The 24,528-nt window shown below is 39.1% G+C and carries 25 protein-coding genes and 1 riboswitch; of the genes, 14 read left to right on the forward strand and 11 right to left on the reverse strand.

Annotated elements, in window-relative coordinates; all coding sequences use genetic code 11:
- Positions 1–242: 242 nt before the first annotated feature.
- From SB49_RS05680 to SB49_RS05695, 4 genes are all read left to right on the forward strand, one after another.
- Positions 243–2,063, forward strand: coding sequence for a DEAD/DEAH box helicase (locus tag SB49_RS05680; RefSeq protein ID WP_062054659.1), 1,821 nt, complete (start codon positions 243–245; stop codon positions 2,061–2,063).
- A 106-nt stretch (positions 2,064–2,169) separates the two neighbouring features.
- Positions 2,170–2,919, forward strand: a complete 750-nt coding sequence (locus tag SB49_RS05685) for a carboxypeptidase-like regulatory domain-containing protein (protein WP_235537845.1) — start codon at positions 2,170–2,172, stop codon at positions 2,917–2,919.
- 130 nt (positions 2,920–3,049) lie between these two features.
- Positions 3,050–4,744, forward strand: a complete 1,695-nt coding sequence (locus SB49_RS05690; protein ID WP_062054663.1) for an alpha-amylase family glycosyl hydrolase — start codon at positions 3,050–3,052, stop codon at positions 4,742–4,744.
- A gap of 64 nt (positions 4,745–4,808) precedes the next feature.
- Positions 4,809–5,633 (forward strand): metallophosphoesterase, encoded by an 825-nt coding sequence (locus SB49_RS05695; protein ID WP_062054666.1) that lies wholly within the window; start codon positions 4,809–4,811, stop codon positions 5,631–5,633.
- Position 5,634: 1 nt separating this feature from the next.
- Here the strand turns inward: SB49_RS05695 and SB49_RS05700 are convergent, their stop codons facing one another.
- From SB49_RS05700 to SB49_RS05710, 3 genes are read right to left on the reverse strand one after another with little or no spacing between them, the layout of a single operon-like run.
- The gene (locus SB49_RS05700; protein WP_062054668.1) at positions 5,635–6,012 is read right to left on the reverse strand and encodes a VOC family protein; all 378 of its coding nucleotides are present in this window, start codon (positions 6,010–6,012) and stop codon (positions 5,635–5,637) included.
- A 2-nt stretch (positions 6,013–6,014) separates the two neighbouring features.
- Entirely contained in the window at positions 6,015–6,542 is a 528-nt protein-coding gene (locus SB49_RS05705) for an SRPBCC family protein (RefSeq protein ID WP_062054670.1), read from the reverse strand.
- Positions 6,543–6,585: 43 nt separating this feature from the next.
- Positions 6,586–7,242 carry a TrmH family RNA methyltransferase gene (locus SB49_RS05710; RefSeq protein ID WP_062054672.1) on the reverse strand — a complete coding sequence of 219 codons (657 nt, stop codon included), beginning with the start codon at positions 7,240–7,242 and terminating at the stop codon, positions 6,586–6,588.
- 58 nt (positions 7,243–7,300) lie between these two features.
- Here SB49_RS05710 and SB49_RS05715 point away from each other — a divergent pair, with 58 nt between their 5' ends.
- A complete protein-coding gene (locus SB49_RS05715; protein WP_062054674.1) occupies positions 7,301–7,996 on the forward strand; it encodes an SIR2 family NAD-dependent protein deacylase in 696 nt (231 codons plus the stop codon).
- Here the strand turns inward: SB49_RS05715 and SB49_RS05720 are convergent.
- Positions 7,959–8,432, reverse strand: coding sequence for a heme-binding domain-containing protein (locus SB49_RS05720; protein WP_062054676.1), 474 nt, complete (start codon positions 8,430–8,432; stop codon positions 7,959–7,961). The genes SB49_RS05715 and SB49_RS05720 overlap by 38 nt on opposite strands.
- Positions 8,433–8,692: 260 nt before the next feature.
- On the opposite strand from SB49_RS05720, the gene purB reads away from it, so the two are divergent.
- Both purB and SB49_RS05730 read left to right on the forward strand, forming a co-directional pair.
- The gene (purB, locus tag SB49_RS05725) at positions 8,693–10,036 is read left to right on the forward strand and encodes an adenylosuccinate lyase (RefSeq protein WP_062054678.1); all 1,344 of its coding nucleotides are present in this window, start codon (positions 8,693–8,695) and stop codon (positions 10,034–10,036) included.
- A 267-nt stretch (positions 10,037–10,303) separates the two neighbouring features.
- Complete coding sequence (locus tag SB49_RS05730; RefSeq protein ID WP_062054680.1) at positions 10,304–11,203, forward strand: mechanosensitive ion channel family protein; 900 nt, start codon at positions 10,304–10,306, stop codon at positions 11,201–11,203.
- A 100-nt stretch (positions 11,204–11,303) separates the two neighbouring features.
- On the opposite strand, the gene SB49_RS05735 is transcribed toward SB49_RS05730, so the two are convergent.
- Genes SB49_RS05735 through SB49_RS05750 form a run of 4 tightly spaced genes read right to left on the reverse strand, consistent with a single transcriptional unit; the run spans position 11,304 to position 13,332 of the window.
- Positions 11,304–11,849, reverse strand: a complete 546-nt coding sequence (locus SB49_RS05735) for a DUF4252 domain-containing protein (RefSeq protein ID WP_062054682.1) — start codon at positions 11,847–11,849, stop codon at positions 11,304–11,306.
- A gap of 4 nt (positions 11,850–11,853) precedes the next feature.
- On the reverse strand, positions 11,854–12,405 hold the full coding sequence (locus SB49_RS05740; RefSeq protein WP_062054684.1) for a DUF4252 domain-containing protein: 552 nt from the start codon (positions 12,403–12,405) through the stop codon (positions 11,854–11,856).
- A gap of 11 nt (positions 12,406–12,416) precedes the next feature.
- Positions 12,417–12,836, reverse strand: coding sequence for a hypothetical protein (locus tag SB49_RS05745; RefSeq protein ID WP_062054685.1), 420 nt, complete (start codon positions 12,834–12,836; stop codon positions 12,417–12,419).
- A complete protein-coding gene (locus SB49_RS05750) occupies positions 12,823–13,332 on the reverse strand; it encodes an RNA polymerase sigma factor (RefSeq protein WP_062054688.1) in 510 nt (169 codons plus the stop codon). The genes SB49_RS05745 and SB49_RS05750 overlap by 14 nt, the downstream gene beginning before the upstream one ends.
- Positions 13,333–13,553: 221 nt before the next feature.
- Between SB49_RS05750 and SB49_RS05755 the strand changes: the two genes are divergently transcribed.
- A complete protein-coding gene (locus SB49_RS05755) occupies positions 13,554–15,026 on the forward strand; it encodes a S41 family peptidase (protein WP_062054690.1) in 1,473 nt (490 codons plus the stop codon).
- A 69-nt stretch (positions 15,027–15,095) separates the two neighbouring features.
- Here SB49_RS05755 and SB49_RS05760 read toward each other — a convergent pair whose 3' ends face one another.
- Positions 15,096–16,157 carry a DUF5074 domain-containing protein gene (locus tag SB49_RS05760; RefSeq protein WP_062054692.1) on the reverse strand — a complete coding sequence of 354 codons (1,062 nt, stop codon included), beginning with the start codon at positions 16,155–16,157 and terminating at the stop codon, positions 15,096–15,098.
- A gap of 13 nt (positions 16,158–16,170) precedes the next feature.
- The gene (locus SB49_RS05765) at positions 16,171–18,012 is read right to left on the reverse strand and encodes a TonB-dependent receptor (protein WP_082591077.1); all 1,842 of its coding nucleotides are present in this window, start codon (positions 18,010–18,012) and stop codon (positions 16,171–16,173) included.
- Between the two features lie 33 nt (positions 18,013–18,045).
- A riboswitch (cobalamin riboswitch) is annotated at positions 18,046–18,285 on the reverse strand.
- Positions 18,286–18,475: 190 nt separating this feature from the next.
- On the opposite strand from SB49_RS05765, the gene SB49_RS05770 reads away from it, so the two are divergent.
- The 6 genes from SB49_RS05770 to SB49_RS05795 all read left to right on the forward strand — a co-directional run bounded on the left by SB49_RS05770 (position 18,476) and on the right by SB49_RS05795 (position 23,817).
- Complete coding sequence (locus tag SB49_RS05770) at positions 18,476–19,621, forward strand: ABC transporter substrate-binding protein (RefSeq protein ID WP_062054696.1); 1,146 nt, start codon at positions 18,476–18,478, stop codon at positions 19,619–19,621.
- Complete coding sequence (locus tag SB49_RS05775) at positions 19,622–20,653, forward strand: FecCD family ABC transporter permease (protein WP_062054698.1); 1,032 nt, start codon at positions 19,622–19,624, stop codon at positions 20,651–20,653.
- Positions 20,654–20,686: 33 nt separating this feature from the next.
- Positions 20,687–21,481, forward strand: coding sequence for an ABC transporter ATP-binding protein (locus SB49_RS05780; RefSeq protein ID WP_062054700.1), 795 nt, complete (start codon positions 20,687–20,689; stop codon positions 21,479–21,481).
- A 63-nt stretch (positions 21,482–21,544) separates the two neighbouring features.
- Complete coding sequence (rmuC, locus tag SB49_RS05785; protein WP_062054701.1) at positions 21,545–22,903, forward strand: DNA recombination protein RmuC; 1,359 nt, start codon at positions 21,545–21,547, stop codon at positions 22,901–22,903.
- The gene (locus SB49_RS05790; RefSeq protein ID WP_062054703.1) at positions 22,900–23,265 is read left to right on the forward strand and encodes a hypothetical protein; all 366 of its coding nucleotides are present in this window, start codon (positions 22,900–22,902) and stop codon (positions 23,263–23,265) included. The genes rmuC and SB49_RS05790 overlap by 4 nt, the downstream gene beginning before the upstream one ends.
- A 6-nt stretch (positions 23,266–23,271) precedes the next feature.
- Entirely contained in the window at positions 23,272–23,817 is a 546-nt protein-coding gene (locus SB49_RS05795) for an acyl-CoA thioesterase (protein WP_062054705.1), read from the forward strand.
- On the opposite strand, the gene pgl is transcribed toward SB49_RS05795, so the two are convergent.
- Positions 23,798–24,523, reverse strand: coding sequence for a 6-phosphogluconolactonase (gene pgl / locus SB49_RS05800; RefSeq protein WP_062054707.1), 726 nt, complete (start codon positions 24,521–24,523; stop codon positions 23,798–23,800). The genes SB49_RS05795 and pgl overlap by 20 nt on opposite strands.
- Positions 24,524–24,528: the final 5 nt, after the last annotated feature.

Here is a 24,528-nt window from a genome sequence, read left to right on the forward strand (position 1 = left end):
AGCCTTTTTGGACCTTATTCAAAGGAAAACCCTTTAAATTTATCTTCAATACCCCTTTAAAAGACGCGTATCTGCTGGGTTTCAAAGTATTGCACAATTATAGTCGATATGTCAAATATTAACAGTACTTTTGCGCCTTGAAATAACGCCGCTGGTATAGCATGTGTTGCGCTGAGTATAATAGGTTATAAAGAATAATCGCTCTATGCAACATTCATATTTGCGATTAAGATTAACATATTATGACAAAGTTTGAAGCACTGGGACTAGACAAGTCCCTACTTGATGCTATTTCTGATTTAGGATTTGAAACCCCATCGGAAGTACAAGAAATGGCAATTCCAATCTTATTGGAAGACGACACGGATTTGGTAGCTTTGGCCCAAACCGGTACAGGTAAAACCGCAGCTTTTGGTTTTCCACTTATCCAAAAAATAGATAAAGACAGTAGAACAACTCAAGGATTGATCCTCTCTCCTACGAGGGAATTATGTTTGCAGATCACCAATGAACTTCAATTGTATTCCAAATACGAAAGAAGCATTAATGTTGTTGCCATTTATGGTGGTGCCAGCATTACCGATCAGGCAAGACAGATTAAAAGAGGGGCCCAAATTATTGTTGCTACTCCAGGTCGTATGAAGGATATGATCGGTCGTGGAATGGTAGACATTTCAAAAATCGACTATTGTGTTTTAGATGAGGCCGATGAAATGTTGAACATGGGCTTTATGGAGGATATTAAGGATATCCTTTCAAATACCCCAAAGGAAAAAAACACATGGTTATTCTCCGCAACAATGCCCAGAGAAGTGGCAACTATTGCGAAGAAATTTATGAATAACCCTCAGGAAATTACAGTGGGGACCAAAAATTCAGGCGCAACAACCGTACAGCACGAATATTATGTAGCTGGCGGAAGGGATCGTTACCCTGTCCTAAAAAGATTGGCTGATACCAATCCTGATATTTTCTCCGTAATTTTTTGTAGAACCAAAAGGGATACGCAAAGAGTTGCCGAAAAATTGATTGAAGATGGATACAATGCAGGTGCACTTCACGGAGATTTGAGCCAGAACCAACGAGATTTGGTAATGAACTCGTTCCGTAAAAAACAAATTCAAATGTTGGTGGCCACAGATGTTGCCGCTAGGGGAATAGATGTTGATGATATCACCCACGTGATCAACTACCAACTGCCTGATGAAATTGAAACCTATACACACCGTAGTGGTCGTACTGGTAGAGCAGGAAAGTCCGGTATTTCAATGGTGATCATAACCCGTAGCGAATTGCGCAAGATAAAGGCTATTGAAAATAAGCTAAATCAGAAGTTCATCTCCAAAAAAATCCCAACGGGAATGGAGATTTGCGAAATTCAGTTGTACCATTTGGCCAACAAAATAAAGGACACTTCTATCAATGAAGAAGTTGAAAGCTATTTACCTGCAATCAATGACGTTTTCAAGGGAATTGACCGCGAAGAATTGATCAAAAAAATAATCTCTGTTGAATTTACTAGATTCTTCAACTATTATAACAAGACCAAAGACCTGAACACATCGGATGGTGGAGATCGCAGAAATGATTCTGACCGTCCTGCACAAATACCTAGTGATGGTTCTGTTCGTTACTTTATAAATGTTGGTGAAAAGGATGATTACGATTGGATGTCCTTAAAGGATTTCTTAAGGGACACCCTTAACGTAGGTCAGGATGATATTTACAAAGTAGACGTTAAAGAAAGTTTCTCTTTCTTTAATACAGATGCCTCGGTAACCGAACTAATTTTAAAAACCTTTACCGACTTTAAATTGGACGGAAGGTTTATAAATGTTGAAATTTCCAAGAACCCAGGTGGTGGCGGAGGCGGAAGCCGAAGCGGCGGAAGACGCAGCGGCGGAAAACGCAGTGAATCATTCGGTGGAAGACGCAGCGGTGGCGGAGATAGTGATCGTGGCGGAAGACGCAGCGGCGGAAAAGGCCGTGAACGAAGCGCCTCCGATAGTCGCAAAAAAGACTCCGGAAGGAAATCGTCCAAAAAGAAAAATGGCTTCTTTTAGTTAATTGTATATTAAAAAAATACGCTTCGGCGTATTTTTTTATTTAGTTTACTGACTTAAATTAGGATTTAGATTAATGAGGTACTTTTTATTTGCTTGCTTTACTATGTTTTGTGTTCTTGGAATTGCCCAAGAAAATCAAAACACCAACGATTCAGAAAAACTTTCTGCGATTGTGGTAAATGCCCAAACAGAAGAACTTCTGGAGAGTGTCCACATCATCAATCTCAATCAGGTAAAGGGTACCATCACCAACCAAAAGGGAGAATTCTCCATTACAGCGGCCGTAAACGATACCCTATATCTTTCCTATCTTGGTTTTAAGACCCAGAAGATCAGAGTGACCAATGATATGTTCAAGTTTGAGAACACCAAAATAGCCTTAACAGAACTGGCTTATGCCTTGGAAGAGGTCATTGTTAAACCATACCAACTTACAGGATATTTGGAGATAGATGTAAAAAATCTACCGATCAATGAAGGCTTTCAATATAGTATTTCAGGTCTCTCTAAAAGTTATGAGGCCGGGAGCAAGAACCCGAGTGCCGTTACAAAGGTGTTGGGCGCCATCCTGAATCCGGCTGACCTCTTACGGAACCTCTTTGGTAAAAAACCAAGAGAAATGCGAAAGTTGAGAATGGTAAAGGACGAGGATGAAATAAGAGACCTTCTAGCTTCAAAATTTGATCGAGAACTGCTCACAGAATTACTTCAAATTGAAAAAGTGGACATTGAAGATATCCTTAACAACTGCAATTATTCCAGCTCCTTTATTAAAACAGCAAATGATCTTCAAATCCTAGACGCCATTAGCAGCTGTTATGAAGATTTTAAGGTGCTCAACAGAAAAAGATAGAATTCCCTTCATGACGCTTTTTTGGTCGACCTTGATTCAAAAATTATCCTGCGTAATGCATGAATTTCCATTCTGAAATAAATTTTCGTTTTCAGTTTTCATTTTATAGCTTTAGACAAAATTGTAGGAAATGAAAAAACTGCTAATTGCCACTGCAATTATTGCACTTACTATAGCGTGTAAAGAGGAAAAAAAACAAGAAGTTGCCACTGTCAATACCGCAACAGATTCAATTCCAACTACAAAAGTCGCCAAACCCTTTGTTTGGGAAGGAGCCAATATTTACTTTCTACTGACCGACCGTTTTAATAATGGCAATCCAGATAATGATGTAAGTTTCGAAAGAAATGAGGAAACTGGTGAATTAAGAGGGTTTATGGGTGGAGACATTCAGGGAATCACAAAAAAAATAGAAGATGGGTATTTTACGGACCTTGGTGTCAATGCCATCTGGTTTACACCTGTTGTTGAGCAAATACATGGTGGCACAGATGAAGGCACAGGAATGACCTATGGCTACCATGGCTATTGGGCAAAGGACTGGACAGCATTGGATCCTAATTTTGGAACTAAAAAAGACTTGGAAAAACTTGTGAAGACGGCCCACAAGAATGGCATACGCGTATTATTGGATGTTGTACTGAACCATACTGGTCCGGTCACTGAAAAAGATCCTCTATGGCCAACGGAATGGGTGCGTACAGAACCTGTGTGCCAATTTACAACCTATGAGAATACAACGAATTGTGTCCTTGTCGATAACCTACCAGATATCCGCACAGAGACTGACGAAGGTGTTGCGATTCCAGATGCTCTCTTGGCTAAATGGAAGAATGAAGGACGCTTGAGTACCGAATTGGATGAACTACAATTATTTTTTGAACGCACCGGTTACTCTAGGGCTCCTAGGTTCTATATCATCAAATGGCTGACGGATTATGTGAATGATTACGGCATTGACGGATTTAGGGTAGATACCGTTAAACACTCTACTGAACAGGCGTGGGCCGAGCTATACAAGGAAGCTTCCTTCGCATTTGACACCTGGAAAAAGAAACACCCAGATCTTATCCTAGATGAAAATCCATTCTATATGGTGGGTGAGGTATACAATTATGGTATTTCTGGCGGTAGGGAATATGATTTTGGAGATAAAAAGGTAGACTATTTCAATTATGGATTTAAAAGTCTCATCAATTTTGAATTAAAGTACGATGCTCAGAGCAGGGACTATGAAAAGGTATTTAAAAAATATCACGAACTTTTAAATTCTAAGTTAAAAGGAAAAAGCGTTTTAAATTACCTCACTTCCCATGATGATGGCAGTCCGTTTGACAAAGAACGAAAAACACCGTATTACGATGCCAATATTTTGTTGTTGACCCCTGGGGCCTCACAAATTTATTATGGTGATGAAACCTCTAGAAACTTAACAATAGCGGGTACAGAGGGAGATGCCACCCTGCGTTCCTTTATGAACTGGGAAGAATTGGATAGTATTCCAAAAAAACAACTAATTCTTAAACATTGGCAAAAATTGGGTCAGTTTAGGGACAACCACCCTGCAGTAGGGGCTGGTGATCATAAAATGATCTCCTCTAAACCTTATGTATTTAGCAGAAGCTATGTCAATACGGATTTTAAAGATAAGGTCGTGGTAGGGCTAGACCTGCCAAAAGGCAAAAAAGAAATCAGCGTAAAAGGATTCTTTGGAGATGGGACCAAGTTAATGGACACGTTCTCAAATACAGAAGTTGAAGTTAAGAAAGGTAAAGTCACTTTGGACAATGAGTTCGACATGGTGCTTTTGGAACTCAAAAAATAAGCAGACGGTACCAAATATTTTGTTCAGATCTCAAAAAACTGCTTAAAACACCTTTTTTGTACAGATGAAAATAAACAGGAGGAATTTTGTCATAAGACTGCTCACTGGGGCTACCGGTATTTTTGGTCTCTTGGTATTGGACGGATTCTGGTTTGAAAAGTATATCATCAGTTGGACAGAATATGATATTTCTGGGCGGGAAGATCAAAAGATAAAGTCCATTCAAATAACGGATATGCATTTAGATGAAATTAAAACCTTTCATCACGCTATTGCGCTACGCATCAACAAAGAGCAACCGGACGTCCTTTTTATTACCGGAGACGCCATCAATTACAATAGCAGGCTGCCACTCCTCAGCAATTTTCTAGGATTAATAGATCATTCCATATACAAGGTTGCTATTTTGGGCAATGTTGAATACTCCGGGAACGTAGATATACAAGCCTTAAAAAAAGTGTACCACGACAATAATGGTGAGCTTTTAGTGAATGAAAATTGCAGCCTTAAAAAAGGGAAAAGAACGCTTAATATCATCGGCTTGGATGATTACATCGGGGGAAATGCTGACTTTTATAAAGCTGCTAAAAATGTGGATAAATCCTTGGAGACCATTGTTCTAAACCATTGCCCCGGTTACAGAGACGATATCGAACGTATCAACCGTAGATTGGGAACCAAGATTAAACTCATTTTATCCGGGCACACCCATGGTGGGCAAATAACTTTTTTTGGAAAAATTTTATATACTCCTGGCGGGAGTGGCAGGTATGTTAAAGGTTGGTATGAAAGTAAAGAGACGAAAATGTATGTGTCCAAAGGAATAGGCACAAGCGTAATTCCGGTAAGATTCGGTGCAAGGGCCGAGGCCTCTATATTTTATATCTGAATTATTGCTGGGAATGTAGGGCCAACCTATTGCCTTCCGTATCTATGAACAATGCCATAAAACCATGCCCCCCACCTATCTCTTTTTTGGCTTGAATTATTTTTCCACCCGCTTTTTCAATCTTTCCGAGTGGCACGGAAACATCCTTGCATGAAAAATAAAGTAAGGGTCCAGCTTTTTCACTGGGTTCATACATTTCGTGCTGCACCAAAGATCCTGAAGTACCTGATTTTCCTGATGCATAGGGGAACCAGCCCATTTTTATAACCCCCACATCGTGCACTTCTATGGTAATGTCAAACACGGCTTCATAAAACTTTTTGGCACGCTCCATGTTTGTTACGGGAATCTCAAACCAACCTATCATATTGTGTTCCATAACTAGCTTTTTTCAAGTAAAACTTTTAGATCTCCCAAACCTTCTTCAAAATCCTTCCCCACCATTTTGTCCATATTCATAAAAAGTGACATTACGGTCATTGGAAAAGCATTTCTACCCTTAAACCCCCAAATTACTTTGGTGTTGTTGGGAGAAACCTCCTCTGCGATCAAATAGCAGTCCGAGGTTGATTTAAAAGGCTTCATAAAGCGCAGCTCGCCTTCCATCCGTTCCCCTTCAACAATTTTGGTGATCTCCTGCTCCCCTTCCCCTACTTTCTTTCCTTTCCAGTAACTTATCGCTCCAACTTCCCCATCCGTTCCGGTAAATCTCTTTTCCATATCCGGCTCCTTTTTATCCCATGGGGACCACTTTTGTTGGTTTTTCAAATACTTCAAATACTCAAAAACCTCCGCTTTTGGCTTGGAAATTTCTATTGACCTGGAAACATCATAATGCTTGGGTCCTAAAATAGATAGCACAACAATTAAAAGTACGATCGCTAGAATAATATATAGTATAGTGGTCATAGGTTCTTATGGTTTAGTTGTACTTAAATATAGTGAATATTTGTTATTTATTGCTGTAGTAACGCTCTAGGATGTCGTCTATACTTTTGATGGATTTTTTTGTCCAGTCCAGCATTTTTTCCATCTTTTCCTCCTCAGTTAGTTGCCATGGGAGCTCCCCATTTCTCAAATTAGAGGTCAGCTGCTGTAGGATGATTGCTGCAGATACAGAAATATTGAGGCTTTCGGTAAAGCCCACCATGGGAATCTTGAGAAAGCCATCTGCATTCTTCATCACCTCCTCGCTCAAACCATCTCTTTCGGTGCCGAAAAAAAGGGCAGTCTTTCCCGTCAATGTAAACTCATCCAGGAAACAGGAATCATTATGGGGCGTAGTCGCAATAATTTTATACCCCTTATTTTTAAGAATCGAGAGACAATCTTTTGTGTTGTTGTACCGATGTACATCTACCCATTTCTGGGCTCCCATAGCTATTTCGGAATCAAGACTTTGTCCATACCTACTTCCTATTAGGTGCACCCCTTGCACTCCAAAAATATCACAACTTCTTACTACGGCGCTAGTATTATGCATTTGGTACACATCCTCAACCGCAACAGTAAGGTAATTTGTGCGTTGTTCCAATATCTTTATGAACTTCGCCTTGCGTTCAGGAGTTATAAATTCCTCCAAATAACTTAAAAGTTGCTCATCCATCATACATCGAATATACTAAAATCTCTATTTTTATACTGTAACAAGTATTAAGTAAGGAGCAATGAGGAAAAAAATAGTAGTACTTACAGGTGCTGGGGTCAGCGCAGAAAGTGGCCTTAAAACCTTTAGGGACTCCAATGGGCTATGGGAGGGACATGATGTCATGGAAGTTGCCACCCCGGAAGGATATGCCAACAATCCAAGTTTGGTGCTCAATTTTTACAACCAGAGACGAAAACAACTTTTTGATGTACTTCCCAATCAGGCCCATATGGCCTTGGTCCAACTGGAAAAATCATATGATGTTACCATTATTACCCAGAACGTTGATGACCTTCATGAGCGGGCCGGCAGTTCTAATGTGATTCATTTACATGGAGAATTACTGAAAGTCAGAAGCAGCATTGATCCAGATGTCGTCATTGACTGGAAAACTGATCTTAAATTAGGTGATACATGTGACAAAGGGAGTCAGTTACGACCGCACATAGTGTGGTTTGGGGAAGAGGTCCCCATGTTGGATAAAGCCATTGGAATTACACAAGACGCAGATATCCTTATGATCATAGGAACCTCTATGCAGGTATATCCTGCGGCCAGCCTCGTGCATTTTGCCCCGACCCGTTCCCCTATTTATTATATAGATCCTAAACCTAATATGTCTCCGTCAGCATTTGAAAACTTGGTCATCGTTCAAGAAACGGCCGTCAAAGGTGTACCTACTGTGGTCGAGGGCCTAATTGGTAGAGAACTCTAGATTTTTTTGCCCATGCCATGACCATTTCCTTTTGTGCCGGGGTTAACCGAGCCTCCTTATGGGTCCAAGTATATTCCTTTAGTGGCATTTCCCCACCTTCTACCTCTTCTACCAATTCCTCCAATTTATGGTCCTTCTTTTTTGAAGTATAACTTTCCCATTCCGAAAAATTTAAATGTTTTTTTCCATCCTTTACATGGTCTGCCAGCCAATAGGACACCGGTGCAATATGGTTATACCACGGATATACCGTATTATTACTATGGCAATCGAAACAGGTAGTTTCTAAAATTAGTTTCACTTCTTGGGGCGGATTGGTTTCTGATAGAAAAACGGCAGTATGGTCCCCAATTTCCACATTCTTGGCAGGTCTATAAAACTGCATGGCTATTAAGCCGATCAATAAAATCCACCCAATTTTTTTTACAATTTTCATATTGAAAGATTCGAGCAAGAAAAATACTAAATTTAAGATCAAGAATGAATTTTCCCAATGGGTAAAATCCAAACACTTTTCTATTTAGAATAGATCAGATTGGATATCAATTATTAATAAAAAACTATGGACAATCACATTTTGGTAAAATAATACACTTTAAGCACAGAATCTTAATCCATTGCCCCTGATAAACTTTTAAACTCCTTAAGTAATAACTATCTTTGACCCTTTCAAAAAAATAACCAATTTCCTAAAAGATGTCATTAAACGAATTAAATGCCATATCCCCTATTGATGGGCGCTACAGAAGCAAAACAGTTACTTTGGCCCCCTATTTCTCTGAGGAGGCACTGATCAAATATAGAGTACGCGTTGAAATTGAATATTTTATCGCCCTTTGTGAAATACCTCTTCCACAATTACAATCTTTTGATCATTCAAAATTTGACGCCCTCAGGGATATCTATAAAAACTTTGATACCTCAGATGCCGAAGCCATCAAGGAAATAGAACAGGTGACCAACCACGATGTGAAGGCAGTAGAGTATTTCATTAAAAAGGCATTTGACGTATTAGGTTTGCAATCCTTTAAGGAGTTCATCCATTTTGGACTTACCTCACAGGATATAAACAACACCTCAATACCCCTTTCCATAAAAGAGGCAATGAATGAGGTATATGTTCCCCAGTATATGGAACTCCTTACCAAATTACAGGAATTGGCCGATGAATGGGCGGCAATACCTATGTTGGCAAGGACTCATGGACAGCCTGCCTCCCCAACTAGATTGGGAAAGGAAATAGAGGTTTTTACTACCAGATTAAAAGAGCAGTTCAATTTATTAAATGATATTCCGAGTGCCGCAAAATTTGGCGGTGCAACAGGTAATTACAACGCCCATAAGGTTGCCTATCCAAAGGTGGATTGGAAAAATTTTGGTGCAACCTTCGTACAGGGAAAATTAGGATTGCACCATTCCTTCCCAACTACTCAGATTGAGCATTACGACCATATGGCCGCCCTTTTCGATACGTTAAAGCGAATCAACAATATTATCCTTGATTTGGATAGGGACTTTTGGACCTATGTTTCCATGGATTATTTCAAACAAAAAATTAAAGCCGGTGAAGTTGGATCTTCGGCCATGCCACATAAGGTAAACCCTATAGATTTTGAAAACTCAGAAGGAAACCTAGGAATTGCAAATGCCATATTTGAGCATTTATCCGCAAAACTTCCAGTGTCCAGATTACAGCGCGATTTAACCGATAGTACCGTTCTGAGGAACGTAGGAGTTCCTTTTGGGCATACCTTGATCGCTTTTCAATCTACCTTAAAAGGCTTAAACAAATTATTATTGAACAAAGAAAAGTTTGAACAGGATCTGGAGAATAATTGGGCGGTAGTGGCAGAGGCCATACAGACCATATTAAGACGGGAGGCCTATCCAAATCCATATGAGGCACTAAAGGGACTCACTCGCACCAATGAAAGGATAAGCCAACAATCTATTGCCAGTTTTATTGATACTTTGGAAGTGGCAGAAACTATAAAAACTGAACTGAAAGCGATTACACCTAGCAATTATACTGGGATATAGTGCCTTTATAGCAGCACATCAATCTATTTGAATCAAAAATAATCTTCAAAAAGACCACCCTCAGGTGGTCTTTTTTATATTTTGCCGTTACATGCTTTCTCCTACAACGCCTTTGTAGTATTTTAGACAAAGAAACAATAGCGTTGGTCATGCGCACGGATGGTACGGTTTTGGTCCTTTACCACTATATCATAAAAAAGAGGGATTTAAACCATCCAACTAACTGAATTGAAAACAAATGTACAAACCCATATAAATTTTAAAATAATGGAAAATAATTTCGAATTAGAAGATGCCGTCTCCAAACTATACAACAAATTGGACGGATGGCTGGATGCTATCATTTTAAAGCTCCCCAATATAATCATGGCCATAGTGGTTATGGTATTGTTCTACATTTTGGCCAAAATAACCAGAAACCTTCTAAAGAAATTATTGGCAAAAACCGACAGTCAAAAATCTGTGCAGGACATTATTGGCAAGATCGTATTTGTAACCATAATGCTTCTCGGTTTTTTTGTTGCTTTGGGGGTTTTAGAACTGAACAAAGTTCTCACAAGTATCTTGGCCGGGGCGGGTGTATTAGGTCTTGCCATTGGTCTGGCCTTACAAGGCACCCTGAATAACACTTTTGGCGGTATGATCCTTTCTTTTATGCCAAACTTAAAAATTAATGATTTTATAGAATCTGACGGATATTCGGGTTTTGTTTCGGAAATCAACCTTAGAAATATTGTACTTCGACAGCCGGATAACAATTACGTGATCATACCCAATTCAAACTTCATAGATGGGACATTTACCAATTATACCCTTTCTGAAAGAAGTAGGATATCTGTTGCCTGTGGTGTTGGTTATGAAAGCAACCTCCAAGATGTTGAGGATTTGGTGGTTAGACTCATCACCGAAAATTTCGAACAAAAAGAGAATGAAGCCGTAGAGTTCTTTTTTACAGAATTTGGCGACAGTTCTATTAATTTTATAACGCGTTTCTGGATCGACATGGCCGACAATAAACAGAAATTGGCAGCAACACATAAGGCTGTTAAGATCATTAAAGAACATTTCGACAAGCAAAATATCAATATCCCATTCCCTATCAGAACATTGGATTTTGGCAAGAACAACCTACAGGTATTGGTAGACAAGAATGGGAGTAACGCTTAATCCGCCTCCGATTTCAAGAAAGTCTGAAGATCTTCATAGTAACAAAAAACCTGCATCAAACAACTCGATGCAGGTTTTTTTATGTTTCTATATTGATTGATTAGCCTTTCATAAAATCTTGAAGGCTTCCAAGCTCTTCCCCTTTATAGTCAGATTTTTGCAAGGCCTTCATGAGGGTCATTAAATGGGCCGGGTTCATGTCATTGCCTAATACCCTGATCAATGCAAAGCCTTGATCTTTACTGGAACCATAGATAATTACCTCATCAATGGCATCGTCATCGCCCAAGTATTTTACTACCCCATTGCCATAAGATGATTTCAATTTCATCAATTCCACGAATTTATCAGATTTCAAGATTGCATTCACCTTTGCACTTTCCATTTTAAATTCAGAAGCATTCTCAGAGGTTTTTTTAAATGCCAATACATTCAGCTTTTTCAATGATTGTACTGCCTTCTTTTCTTCTGATGAAAGTTCCGCCTTGTCCAAGTTTAGAATACTGGCAGGTATATCAATAGAGATGAAATTTGGATTGTCCGAATTGTCCACATAATATTCCTGTAAACTCTGATTGGAAGAACAAGCTGCCAATAGCCCAACGGCCACTAATGCCAATAAGGATTTTTTTATTGATGTTTTCATAGGTTTACTTTTTATTGTTTTTGCCTGCCTTGTTCAATTCTTGGGGCAGATTCATCTTCTTGGTCAAGGAATTGATTTTATTTAAGTCAATATCCCCTGTCAAGGAAAGTAATACGGTTTCAACCTTACGGCCATTAACATCCATATTCGCATTGTTAATGCCGGTCACAAACATGAGCAATTCACTTACATGATCATCGTCCTTACCGCTTTTAATATAAAATTTAACGTTGGCATCCTTATCCTTTACCCGCATAAGTTCTACCAAAGACGTTGTTTTTAGGTACTTGTCCACAGATAATTTCATATCGGCAGATATGCCCTTGTCTTCTGTAATAAACACCTTTAAGTTTTTGATACTCTTGGCTATTTCCATAAAATCCTTAGCCTCGGGCTCTTCAACATTTACTTCTATTTTGCTCAATAATTTGAACATGCTCTCATTGACCACCACTGCGCTCACTTTATCCAAATCTTCATATTTATCGAACATGGACTGTGAAAATCCTGCAAAGGGCAATAATGCTACTCCTAGTATTGCGAAAATCTTTTTCATTTCTTTTACTTTTAATTGTTGTTGTAAATTTTTTGTTTTGTTACTTCAAATTCATTTAAATAGGCCACTTTTTCTGTTCCTCGACTGAAATTCTCAGCCAAAAGGGTCAGCGCCTTCTTTGTTTGTTGATAAGCATACTCTGCTTCTCTTTTTTCTTGGTAGTTTTTACCAAAATATATGCCAAATACAAGAACTGCAACTGCTGCAACGGATAACCATTTAAAGTGTTTTTTTCTAGGTTTTAATGGTACCTGCTTGGTAAACTGTTCTTCCTTGGCCCGGGAAAAGAATTGAAACAAAGGAATATACTGCTCTAAATGCGGTGCTACTTTTTCATTTAGGAAATAATCCCTCAAAACATCCTCCTCGGCCACCGTTGTGGTAGCCTCAAAGTACTTTTCCATTAATTTATCTATTCTATCCAATTCCATAGTTGTGTTTTTCTTTTAATTTTTCTCTTACCTCTTTTCTGGCCCTTGACAAGGCTACCCGTACTGCGGTTGGTTTCATATCCAACAACTCTCCCACTTCATTCAGTTCATATTGCTCAACATCTCGCAATTGTAATACCAGCTTCTGTTGTGCGGGCAGATCTTCCATTATTTTTTGAACCCAATCAACGCTGTCTATGGCTTCCAACTGACTTTGTAATGATGTATTTTCATCTTTATAATTACTGTGTACGAGCTTTAAATTTCCAGCTTGTTTCGACTTTAAGCGGTCAAGACAAAAATTCTTTGTCATCGTCATCGCAAAAGCCTCGACATTATTATAATTGGACATGTTGGCTTTTTTAGCCCATAGCTTTAGTAAAATTTCCTGAGTGGCATCCTCCGCTTCCTCCTTTGAAATCAGCAAACGCTTGGCCAATCGATATAGCTTATCCTTAAAAGGCATCACCACATTTAAAAATTCTCCTTGTTTCATTGTTGGTATGGTTGTTGGGAACCTTTATTTGGCTCTTAATAGGAAGACGAAGTATAACGAAAATTGTTACAAATAATTTTTTATTATTGATAATCTCAGTAATTTACACCGTCATTATTCGACCATTATAAAAAAAGTTGCCCATTACCCACCTAAATTAGTGCTATTTGCATCCATAAAGTTGGAACGGTATTTGAGCATGTTGATTAAAAAGAAAATTTATGAAAAAGATGTATTTACTGTTCCTAGGAATAGGAATGTTCCTTACCAGTTGCAGCAAGGATGAAAATTTAATTGACAATCCAGACACTCCAGATCCAATTGGTACTACGGATGTGACTGTGCAAGATTTTATGTGGAAGTCCATGAACCTATGGTATTTCTGGCAAGGGGATGTATCCAATCTTTCCGACACCAAATTTTCTACCGATGCAGAATATACTGCTTTCTTGGAATCAGAAACAGACCCAGAGCTTTTCTTTGATAATAAATTGCGTTTTTCTGAAGATAGGTTTAGTTTCTTTACCAATGATTATAACGAATTGGTGCAATCTTTTGCAGGCGTATCTAAAAGTAATGGTTTGGAATTTGGACTGTCTTTGTATGGGGAGGGAAATGATGTTTTTGGCTACGTAAGATACATCATTCCCAATTCGGATGCTTCTACAAAAGCGATACAAAGAGGAGACATTTTTACTGGGGTCAATGGGATTTCATTAAATGCCGATAATTATATTGAACTCTTATTTGGGGATGCAGACAGTTATACCTTAAATATGGCGGACATAAACAACAACACCATCACACCTAATAATAGGGAGGTGGCCTTGACAAAGTTTGAAGGATTGGTGGAAAATCCTGTCTTCATAACCAAAACAATTGAGGTAAGTGGCAAAAAAATTGGGTACCTCATGTACAATGGCTTCACCCGCAATTTTGATGAAGAGTTGAACAATGCATTTGGCTCATTAAAAGCAAATGGAGTTACCGATCTGGTTTTAGATTTTAGATACAATCCTGGAGGTTCTGTAAATTCCTCCCGTTTATTATCCAGTATGGTATACGGCACAAATACCAACCAATTGTATATCCGACAACGTTGGAACAGTAAAATTCAACCCCAGTTGAGTTCCGCTCAACTAGAGGACTATTTTGCAAATGAAACAGGAGAAGGCAATGCCATAAATACGTTGAACTTGAGTAAGGTATATGTTTTGGCTACAGGTAGTTCAGCTTCTGCCAGTGAATTGGTAATGAATGGCTTGGATCCGTATGTTGACGTGGTACACATAGGGACAACTACAAGGGGTAAAAATGAGTTCTCCATTACCTTGGTCGATAACCCCTCCAATAGTTACATCTATAGTGCTTCCACGGAAAACAAAATCAATTCTAGTAACACATGGGGAGTACAGCCCCTGGTGGGCAGGAATGAAAACTCCGTTGGATTCTTTGATTATACGGCAGGTTTTACGCCAGATATTGAGCTTCGTGAAGACTTGAGCAATCTTGGACAACTTGGTAATGTGAACGAGCCTTTGTTGGCAAGAGCAATACAAGAAATCACTGGAGTATCGAGTAAAATTGATTTTACGGTTAAAATGCCGGTTGACCTAATAAGCAGTTCTAAAATGTTTACGCCCATTCGCGATAACATGTATTTGGACAAACAGCTTCCTACTTTTGAAAAATAAACAAAGTATTAAAAATAAAAAAAGGGCTTGGTTTTGAACCAAGCCCTTTTTTATGTGCCAATAGTGAGTTTAATTAAAATAAATTCCTCCTGGAATGATCCCTGTTGTTAATGTTGCAATGGCATTGTTGCTAGATAAGTCATATACAGTCAAAGATCCCTGACTTGCAAAGTCCTTGGCATCTGTTCCATAAAGTTTACCATCGGCAACAGCCATAGTGTAGAAAGAGACCCCTCCAAATTTGGGACCTGAAGGCAGGGTATTATCTGTAGAGTTCATTTTGTAGACAGCTCCATTTAATTGATAGTACAGATCAGCACCATCGGTGCATAAAAGTCCAGGGTGATCTGTAGATTGAAATTCCCATGTGTTTACAATAGTATTGGAAGAGGTATTAATCTTTGTGAGCTCCCCTGCTGTTTCATTATTGGTATAACTAGGATTTCCTCCTGAAAGTACCCATAAGTTACCCTGTATATCCAAAACAAGGGAATTTGGCACATCTCCAACCGATATGGTTTCCAAAATGGCATTGGTACTGGTATCTATTACAGTAATCTTATTGTTTTGACCATAGGCCCCCTGATGCGCTACATAAATGGTATTGTCCTTTACTACAATATCCTCTGGCCCCAAGACAACGGGAATAGTCCCCTCCACGGTGAAGTTTTGCAAATTAATGATCGCTACATAATCATCTGTCTCATCAAACGGATCACCCCAGTTGGTCACATATCCGGTATTGTTTGCTGAGGCAAAATACCTGGGATTATCCAATCCTTCAGTAATACTGCCCAATTTTTCGAAAGTGTACCTATTAACAATGGTTATCTTATTGGAATTATTGGCCACGATATAAGCTTGGTCCCCATCAAATCCTATCGACTGGACAATATTCCCTAAATCTTCTCCATTCACCTTATTGTATAAGGAGCTTTCCGTAATGGTTAGGTCATTGGAAATAAAAGTTACCGTACCCGTGCCATTTCCAAAAGGACCCTCATTGGACACCAAAATTCCACTTTCATAGGCCCCTAAAGGTTCTTGGGGTGATTCAGAGTCATCATTGCTGCAGGAACCCATTAAAAGGCCGAGCATTAAAATAGCTGTTAAAATTGATGTGCTTTTCATTGTACTTGATTGTTTAAAATTTAGTTATGAATTGAAAATTGAAATTTCTATTGGGCATAGGCCTATAGGCCACATTTTGGTAGTTTTCATTAAAAATATTGTTGACCTTTAGTCCTAGGGTGCAATCTATCTTTTTTGATAGCGGGAAATTATGCTCCAACCCAATATTGGATACATGATATCCCGAGAGCTTTTCACTGTTATCCGTTGTGATAAAAACAGGTCCATTGTACAACCACTGATAGTAAAAATCCCAGCTTTGAATCTGATATGCCAAGTTGGAAGTGAATTGGTGTTCCGGCACATAGATCAATTGGTTCTTGGTTTCCTTATCCAGAGATTTGGTATAGGCATATAAATTCTTTAATCGAAGTTGGTGCTTGCCCCAAGTCTGTTGTAATTCCAGTGCCAACTCGGCCCCATATTGCTCTGCTTCTTTAACGTTTCTTGGACTAAAAATCCCGGAATTATCTGGCCTCCATTGTATCAGGTTATCAGATGCTATATAAAATGCAGTTAAATTTAACTTGTATTTATTTCCACTAATGTTCTGTCCCAATTCTGCCTGCTTTGAAGTTTCTGGAATTAGATCTTTGTTCCCTATAGCACCAGCACCGGACCAATACAGATCGTTAAAGGTGGGAATCCTATAATTTTTGGAGGCATTAAAATTGATATCGTACGATTTAGATACTTGGTACTTGCTATCAAAGGATACTAATAAGGGACTCTGATAATCGGTCACCAGTTCTTGTCTAATGTTGAGTCCGTAATTGAATGTGTTGGTTACTTCATGGGAAAACATAAAAGTACCGGTGGCTTGGTTTCTTGTTGCATTTTCTATGCTGGTGCCTTCTGCAACTATGGTACTTAACTCCCCTATTCCATTCAAAGTAACTCTTCCCAATTCATATTTGGCATCATAGTTCAGAATATAGGAGTTGGTGCGACCAAAAGAAAATTCTGGTCTTTCCCTATTGAAGTAATACCGATATCTTTCGTACAAATGTGCGAACTTAAGACGCTGTACTTTAGTTTCATTAAAATGGCTCCATTCCACCAAGGAACGTGCATTAACATCCCTATAATTGTCATTAGAAGGAGCTGTCAATGTCCCTGAGAAGTTCCTATCACCAAAAAACGCCGTGTGATAAAACTTTAATAATTGAGAGTTTGAAATTAAATAGCCAAGGGATGCATTTATATTGAGCGTATTAAAAGCTCCGTTTTCATTTTTTCTGTCCGTACCCAAATACTTGTAGTCGTTATCGGAAGCGTTGTAATTAACACCAAAATTCAAAGAAAGCTTAGAGGAACCATATGCGGTCCTATAATCCACCCTTTTGGTATTAAAACTACCATATCCCAATTGCAGGGTATTGCAAAAATGTTTTTCGAAGAGAAAGGAATCGTTGAGCAAGATGCTACCGCCAATAGCCCCACTACCGTATTGCACGCTTCCCCCTCCACTTCTAATGGACACTGAATTATAATTTTGTGGAATTATGGTATTGAAGTCGGTCTGCCCCGTCAATTGGGAATTGATATTAATACCGTTCCAGACAACCGCCGTTTGAGAGGCATTTGTACCCCTAAAGGAAGCCGAGGAGACCATGCCAAAGCCATTTTCCTTAAAGTATATATTGGAGTTAAATTGCAAAAGGTTGGTCAAGGTAGAGCCGTTTCTATTCATAGTGGAATCGGTGAGGACTTCAACCTTTAGCCCTTTTGAAAAATATTTTAATTTCGCATCGCTCAAAATCACTTCATCCAGAGCAATAATATTGCTCTGCTGGGCCATACCTATCGAAAAGCACAGGAGTGGTAAAATTAATAGTAGCTGCTTTGTTTTCATATCAATGAAGACCCTTTACCCGAAAGTCTTTTCATTTTAGTTATGAACCTGGCAGGTCTCCTGACTTGCGTCTTACTACATACCTTCCCATTTATGAAACTTATCTTTAAGACAAGTGCTGAAAATATATCAGCATAAACAGTGGTTTTTGAAGATGTAGTAAGCACCCAATTACTAAGGCGTAGCTTACAGTTGCGGGAACAGCTTCGGAATTTCACCGAATTCCCTTTTAATCCTATTGAAACAATAGAAACCAAAATTCGGTTCGAAATTAAACCTTTTTTATAAATAGCACCCCTATTATGTTCATGATTCTTAAATACTGAACATCCATAAGTGATAAAAGATTAAAATGATACGCTCAAGCTGATATCACGTTATCCTGCATTTTATAGTGTGTGGTTTGAAATATCATTCAAGAATTAAATGCTACTTTTGCCCATAGACCAAAATCATTACTTTTTTGAAAACTCTTCGCTATCTGCTATTTCTATTGGTTTTTTGGTCCTGCAAACAGGAACCAAAAGAAAAAATCCGATTATCCATACCTTCTGAAGTCGTTACTATTGCCCATGCCAAAGGCTTTGCCATCAACAAATCCCCAGGAGGTATTACCACCATTAAAATAACCTCTCCCTGGCCCAATGCCGAAGCTGCATTTACTTATGCTTTGATTCCTAAAGAAAAACTGGCATCTATTACTTTGAACAAAGATGAATATGACGCCATAATTGCTACCCCCATTGAAAAGATTGTGGTAACATCCACCACCCATATTCCCGCATTGGAGGCACTGGGTGTGGAAAACACCCTTATTGGTTTTCCCAATACAGAATACATCTCTTCGGAAAAGACTAGAAACCGAATTTCAAAGAATCAAGTGCAGGAATTGGGCAACAATGAAGTTATCAATACAGAAATGGTCATAGCCCTGCAACCAGATGTGGTGGTAGGCTTTAGCATAGACAACCGTAACAAAGCATATAGTACCATACAAAATTCTAACGTTCCAGTCGTTTACAATGGGGATTGGACAGAAGAAACCCCTCTGGGAAAAGCGGAGTGGATCAAATTTTTTGCACCTTTTTACCATCTTGAAAAAAAGGCGGATTCAATCTTTACTGCCATTAAAACTAATTACGACCAAGCCAAAAAATTGGCGCTGAAGGCACAAGTTAAACCTAGTGTTTTAAGTGGGGCACTTTACAAGGATGTGTGGTATTTACCTGGAGGAAAAAGTTGGGCTTCCAATTTTATCGCTGATGCCAATGCCCATTATTTATGGCAAGATTCAGCCGAAACCGGTAGTTTGTCCCTAAGTCTGGAAAGTGTCCTGGATACGGCACAAGAGGCTGATTTTTGGATTTCCCCTTCCCAATACACCTCCTATGGCCAATTGGAGGAAGGAAATAGACATTACACCCAATTTAAAGCATTTAAAGAAAGGAAGATCTACACATTTGCCAATACTACCGGAGCTACCGGTGGACTCCTATATTACGAATTGGCACCAAATAGGCCAGATTTGGTCTTAAAAGATCTCATCCATATCTTCCATCCAGAATTATTACCGGGTTATCAACCTTTCTTTTTTAAACCCTTGGAATAAATGCAGTCACCAAAAACATATAAACTACCTTTTACCTTATTGCTCACGGTGTTGATCCTTAGCTTTTTTGTCAATATTAGTTTGGGATCTGTGGCAATTCCTTTTATAGATACCCTAAAATCCATTATTAATGAGCCAGTTACCAATGAGGCATGGAGTTATATTATCTGGAACTATAGAATTCCAAAAGCATTTACTGCAGTGTTGGTGGGAAGTGGACTTGCCCTAAGTGGCTTGCTTATGCAGACCCTCTTTCGTAATCCTTTGGCCGGACCTTTTGTTTTGGGCATCAGCTCTGGTGCAAGTTTGGGCGCAGCTTTGCTTATCATGGGTTCTTCCCTATTCACCGGCTTATTATCCTTTGGCCTGGTCAGTGATGTTTCTTTGGCCATCGTATCTAGTATTGGTAGTTTTTTAGTGCTATTGGCAGTAATGGCCGTCGCTTCTAAAGTAAAGGATACCATGGCGCTATTAATTATTGGATTAATGTTCGGCAGTATCACTGCAGCAGTAGTTAGCGTATTGTCCTATTTTACAAATGCTGAAAAACTACAGCAGTATATTTATTGGTCTTTTGGTAGCTTAGGGAACCTCTCGTGGTCACAACTAGGGCTTCTGTTCGTAATCCTTGCTATTGGTGTCTTACTGAGTATTGTGGCCATCAAATCTTTAAATGCCATGCTTCTGGGGGAAAACTATGCCCGTAGCCTAGGGGTGGACATTATAAAGAAGAGATTTTTAATTATTCTTGCTACGGGATTGCTCGCAGGAGGAATTACCGCATTTGCTGGTCCCATTGCATTTGTGGGTCTTGCAGTGCCCCACTTGACAAGGCAAATTTTTAATACCACTGACCATAAAATATTGGTTCCCGCTGTAGTTTTATATGGCGCAATCTTAATGTTGGTCTGTGATACCATTGCACAATTACCAACCTCAGCCAATGTGCTGCCAATTAATGCGATAACTTCCATTATTGGTGCCCCCGTGGTCATCTGGTTATTGGTCAGAAAAAGAAATATGGTATTTTAAGTAGAAAACAATTAACAAGAAAAATCACAGAATATCAACACTATAGATCCACATATCGCCATAAGCACCAAAGACCTTACAATTGGTTATCTAAATAAAAAGGAACGGATTAGTATTGCCAAGGATGTTAACTTTTCTTTGGAACAGGGAGAATTGGCTGCTATTGTAGGTATAAATGGCATTGGAAAATCTACCCTACTTCGCACCATAGGAAGAGTACAGCCCAAACTGTCAGGGGAAATCCTCTTGGATGGTAAAGAATTGGAATCATATGACCCTTTGGCATTGGCCTCAAAAATTAGTGTGGTACTAACAGAGCCCATAGCCTCCAAAAACCTCACCGTTTTGGAACTTATAAGTCTGGGAAGACAGCCCTATACCAATTGGATAGGTACTTTGACCAGTTTGGATAAAGAAAAAATAGTCAGGGCTATAAATATGGTCCAAATAGAAGATCTACAGCATAAAAAATGTTACGAGCTGAGTGATGGTCAACTTCAAAAAGTAATGATAGCTAGGGCCTTGGCTCAGGACACAAACATCATGTTATTAGACGAACCCACCTCCCATTTAGATCTTTACCATAAGGTCCATATCTTGAAATTATTACGAGAGATCGCACATGAGACCAAAAAGACTATTCTCTTCACTACCCATGAAATAGAAATAGCCATTCAATTGTGTGACAAAATGTTGATCATGCAAAAAGAAAGAAGCAGTTTTGGGGAGCCCTGCGAGCTCATTACCAACAAGAGTTTTGAAAATTTATTCCCTTCGGACACCATCACTTTTGATAGTCAATCTGGATCGTTCAAAGTTAAAAAGTAAGAACCACCTTAAGTGGTAATTTAAGATCAATCCTTTATCTTTACCTCAGAGAACTTATTATCAATGGACGGATCGATTACCTACATCATTATAGGAATATTATTTTTGGGCCTTGGCTTTTTTCTAGGCCATTATATTCAAAATTTAAAAACCAAATCAGGCCAAAGTGCCCTAGTGGAGCGGGAGCAACAATTGCGCTTAAATCTCTCGTCCTTGGAAGAAAAACTACAGCTTACTAATGAGGAAAAGAACCTCTTGCGTTCCGAAAAGGAGCAGTTGGGTAACCAAATAACACGATACCAGGCAGATCTGGAGAATTTGGAGCTAAAAAATAGAGAGCAAAAACAGGAAGTGGAAAAGCTCCAGGAAAAATTTACCAAGGAGTTCGAAAATTTGGCCAATAAGATTTTGGACGAAAAGAGTACCAAGTTCACTGAACAGAACAGGGAAAACATAAAAAACATCCTAGTCCCACTGCAGGAAAAGATTTTGCTTTTTGAAAAAAAGGTCGATGATAGCCAAAAAGAAAGTGTGGGGATGCATTCTGCTTTAAAGGAGCAATTGACCAATCTACAGACACAGAACCTCAAAATAACCCAAGAAGCGGAAAACCTCACCAAAGCCTTAAAAGGAGACAGCAAAATGCAGGGGAACTGGGGCGAACTGGTACTGGAAAGGGTATTAGAAAAATCGGGCTTGGAAAAGGATCGTGAATATACGGTACAACAAAGTTTTACCAGAGAGGATGGAAGTCGTGTCCTACCTGATGTTATAATCAATCTCCCCGATGGCAAAAAAATGATCGTGGATTCCAAGGTATCCTTAACGGACTATGAGCGTTATGTGAATGCGGAAGACGATATGCGCGATAAGTTCCTTAAAGACCATGTGAATTCCCTGCGAAGGCATGTAGATCAATTGTCCGCTAAAAAATATGAGGATCTTTACGAAATGGAGAGTCCAGATTTTGTGTTGATGTTCGTACCCATAGAACCCGCATTTGCCATAGCCATCAATAACGACAACTCCTTATACAACAAGGCCTTTGAACAAAATATAATCATTGTGACCCCTTCCACCCTATTGGCCACCTTAAGGACCATTGATAGTATGTGGAACAATGAAAAACAACAGCGCAATGCTATTGAAATTGCCCGCCAGGCCGGAGCTCTTTATGATAAGTTTGAAGGATTCGTTACCGATCTTACCAAGGTTGGTAAAAAAATGGATGAGGCCAAGCAGGAATACAAAGGAGCCATGAACAAATTGATAGATGGCAGGGGAAATATTATTACAAGCATTGAAAAGCTCAAAAAAATGGGGGCGAAAGCTAAAAAGTCGATCCCCGAAGCATTGTTGAAACGTGCCAAAGAAGACGATCTTGAGGACGATTTTGAGGAAGAACCTAAACTTGAACTATGAAAAAATTTCTGATTATCAGTGTTGTGGCCATAATAGCCCTTTTTTCCATGTATTATGCTTTTGTCTATTACGTCCCCTATAGTGATGGTGTGCGTTCCGGAGAACTCATAAAAATAAGCCACAAAGGGGTATTGATCAAAACTTGGGAAGGTGAAATTAGTCAGGGTATCTCCGGGGCACAGATTTTTACCTTTTCGGTACTGGACAAAGATCAGGAGGTAATAGATAAGCTTCAGGAATATCAGGGCCAATATGTAAAAGTGAATTATGTGGAACGGTACAAGACCTTTGCATGGCTTGGGGATACCAGATATTTTATCACGGATGTAAAACCAGAACGTTCACCCCATTTTAGAAACTAACCACCTATGGAAAAATTTAAGACATCTAAAGAGACCCGCATATCTTTAACAGAGTTGATGCTTCCGGCGCATTCTAATTTCGGAGGAAAAATACACGGGGGATATATCCTAAATCTAATGGATCAGATTGCCTTTGCCTGTGCTTCCAAACATTCAAGGAGCTATTGCGTAACAGCATCGGTCAATAAGGTAGATTTTTTGAATCCAATTGAAGTAGGGGAATTGGTAACCTTAAAAGCCTCCATTAATTATACGGGGCGCACTTCTATGGTGGTGGGTGTCCGTGTAGAATCTGAAAATATTACCACAGGGGAACTCAAGCATTGTAATTCTTCCTATTTTACGATGGTTGCCAAAGATGCCAACGGGAAGAACATTCCAATCCCTGGCCTGCTTCTTACAGACAAACAAGGAGTAAGACGCTTTGCACGAAGTATTCAACGAAAAAATGAATCTACCTTAAGAGGCTCCAAATTCACTTCCTCTAAATTTCAGGTAGAAGAATACCTTGAAGATTTAAAGACCGAAAATGTTAGTCTCCAACTGACATAAGACCCTTGGCAGCATCTGAATCTAAAAACCAGATCAACTGCCCTGATGTTGGGGCAACCAAAGTAGCTGGATAGGTAGTATAGTCGCCTTCCTTTTTCATAATTTCTTCCACCTTTTCAGCTTTACCAGCTCCTGTCACCAGAAAAGCAACCTCTTTAGCATTGTTGATGATTTTCCCAGTAATGGTGATTCTTCTTTGTCCAGAATCTGGATGAATAGCAACGGCACAATTGGCTTTGTTATCCCACAGCTCAATTTCATGGGGAAAGATAGATGCGGTATGTCCATCATCACCCATGCCCAATATCACTAAATCAAATTGTGGTATTTTTTTTCGTTTGGGCAATTTATCATCCAACAGCTGAGCATATCTCTTTGCTTCTAGCGCTGGATCATCCTCTCCGTGAATACGGTGGATATTGTCTGCAGGGATACTAATTTTTTCAAACAAATGAACTAAGGTCATTTTGTAATTACTCTCCTCATGGGTTGGTGGGACACAACGTTCATCCCCCCAATAAAAATGCACATTATCCCAATTTATGTCTGTTCCATATTCTGCGGCCAGCATGTCAAAGACAATTTTTGGGGTACTACCGCCAGATAAGGCAATATGTACCTCTTCCTTAGAATTTGTGATTTTGACCAAGTATTCCGAAAAACGTTTGGCTACTTCTTCTTTGCTTGTATATATCTTAAGTTCCATTGTAT

Origin of the sequence: Sediminicola sp. YIK13 (assembly GCF_001430825.1) — a bacterium.
GTDB lineage: Bacteria > Bacteroidota > Bacteroidia > Flavobacteriales > Flavobacteriaceae > Sediminicola.

Bases quoted from the DNA above. Each gene is read 5' to 3' on its own strand.
- SB49_RS05680 (WP_062054659.1), top strand. From the start codon at position 243: ATGACAAAGTTTGAAGCACTGGGACTAGACAAGTCCCTACTTGATGCT.
- SB49_RS05685 (WP_235537845.1), top strand. From the start codon at position 2,170: ATGTTTTGTGTTCTTGGAATTGCCCAAGAAAATCAAAACACCAACGAT.
- SB49_RS05690 (WP_062054663.1), top strand. From the start codon at position 3,050: ATGAAAAAACTGCTAATTGCCACTGCAATTATTGCACTTACTATAGCG.
- SB49_RS05695 (WP_062054666.1), top strand. From the start codon at position 4,809: ATGAAAATAAACAGGAGGAATTTTGTCATAAGACTGCTCACTGGGGCT.
- SB49_RS05700 (WP_062054668.1), bottom strand. From the start codon at position 6,012: ATGGAACACAATATGATAGGTTGGTTTGAGATTCCCGTAACAAACATG.
- SB49_RS05705 (WP_062054670.1), bottom strand. From the start codon at position 6,542: ATGACCACTATACTATATATTATTCTAGCGATCGTACTTTTAATTGTT.
- SB49_RS05710 (WP_062054672.1), bottom strand. From the start codon at position 7,242: ATGATGGATGAGCAACTTTTAAGTTATTTGGAGGAATTTATAACTCCT.
- SB49_RS05715 (WP_062054674.1), top strand. From the start codon at position 7,301: ATGAGGAAAAAAATAGTAGTACTTACAGGTGCTGGGGTCAGCGCAGAA.
- SB49_RS05720 (WP_062054676.1), bottom strand. From the start codon at position 8,432: ATGAAAATTGTAAAAAAAATTGGGTGGATTTTATTGATCGGCTTAATA.
- purB (WP_062054678.1), top strand. From the start codon at position 8,693: ATGTCATTAAACGAATTAAATGCCATATCCCCTATTGATGGGCGCTAC.
- SB49_RS05730 (WP_062054680.1), top strand. From the start codon at position 10,304: ATGGAAAATAATTTCGAATTAGAAGATGCCGTCTCCAAACTATACAAC.
- SB49_RS05735 (WP_062054682.1), bottom strand. From the start codon at position 11,849: ATGAAAACATCAATAAAAAAATCCTTATTGGCATTAGTGGCCGTTGGG.
- SB49_RS05740 (WP_062054684.1), bottom strand. From the start codon at position 12,405: ATGAAAAAGATTTTCGCAATACTAGGAGTAGCATTATTGCCCTTTGCA.
- SB49_RS05745 (WP_062054685.1), bottom strand. From the start codon at position 12,836: ATGGAATTGGATAGAATAGATAAATTAATGGAAAAGTACTTTGAGGCT.
- SB49_RS05750 (WP_062054688.1), bottom strand. From the start codon at position 13,332: ATGAAACAAGGAGAATTTTTAAATGTGGTGATGCCTTTTAAGGATAAG.
- SB49_RS05755 (WP_062054690.1), top strand. From the start codon at position 13,554: ATGAAAAAGATGTATTTACTGTTCCTAGGAATAGGAATGTTCCTTACC.
- SB49_RS05760 (WP_062054692.1), bottom strand. From the start codon at position 16,157: ATGAAAAGCACATCAATTTTAACAGCTATTTTAATGCTCGGCCTTTTA.
- SB49_RS05765 (WP_082591077.1), bottom strand. From the start codon at position 18,012: ATGAAAACAAAGCAGCTACTATTAATTTTACCACTCCTGTGCTTTTCG.
- SB49_RS05775 (WP_062054698.1), top strand. From the start codon at position 19,622: ATGCAGTCACCAAAAACATATAAACTACCTTTTACCTTATTGCTCACG.
- rmuC (WP_062054701.1), top strand. From the start codon at position 21,545: ATGGACGGATCGATTACCTACATCATTATAGGAATATTATTTTTGGGC.
- SB49_RS05790 (WP_062054703.1), top strand. From the start codon at position 22,900: ATGAAAAAATTTCTGATTATCAGTGTTGTGGCCATAATAGCCCTTTTT.
- SB49_RS05795 (WP_062054705.1), top strand. From the start codon at position 23,272: ATGGAAAAATTTAAGACATCTAAAGAGACCCGCATATCTTTAACAGAG.
- pgl (WP_062054707.1), bottom strand. From the start codon at position 24,523: ATGGAACTTAAGATATATACAAGCAAAGAAGAAGTAGCCAAACGTTTT.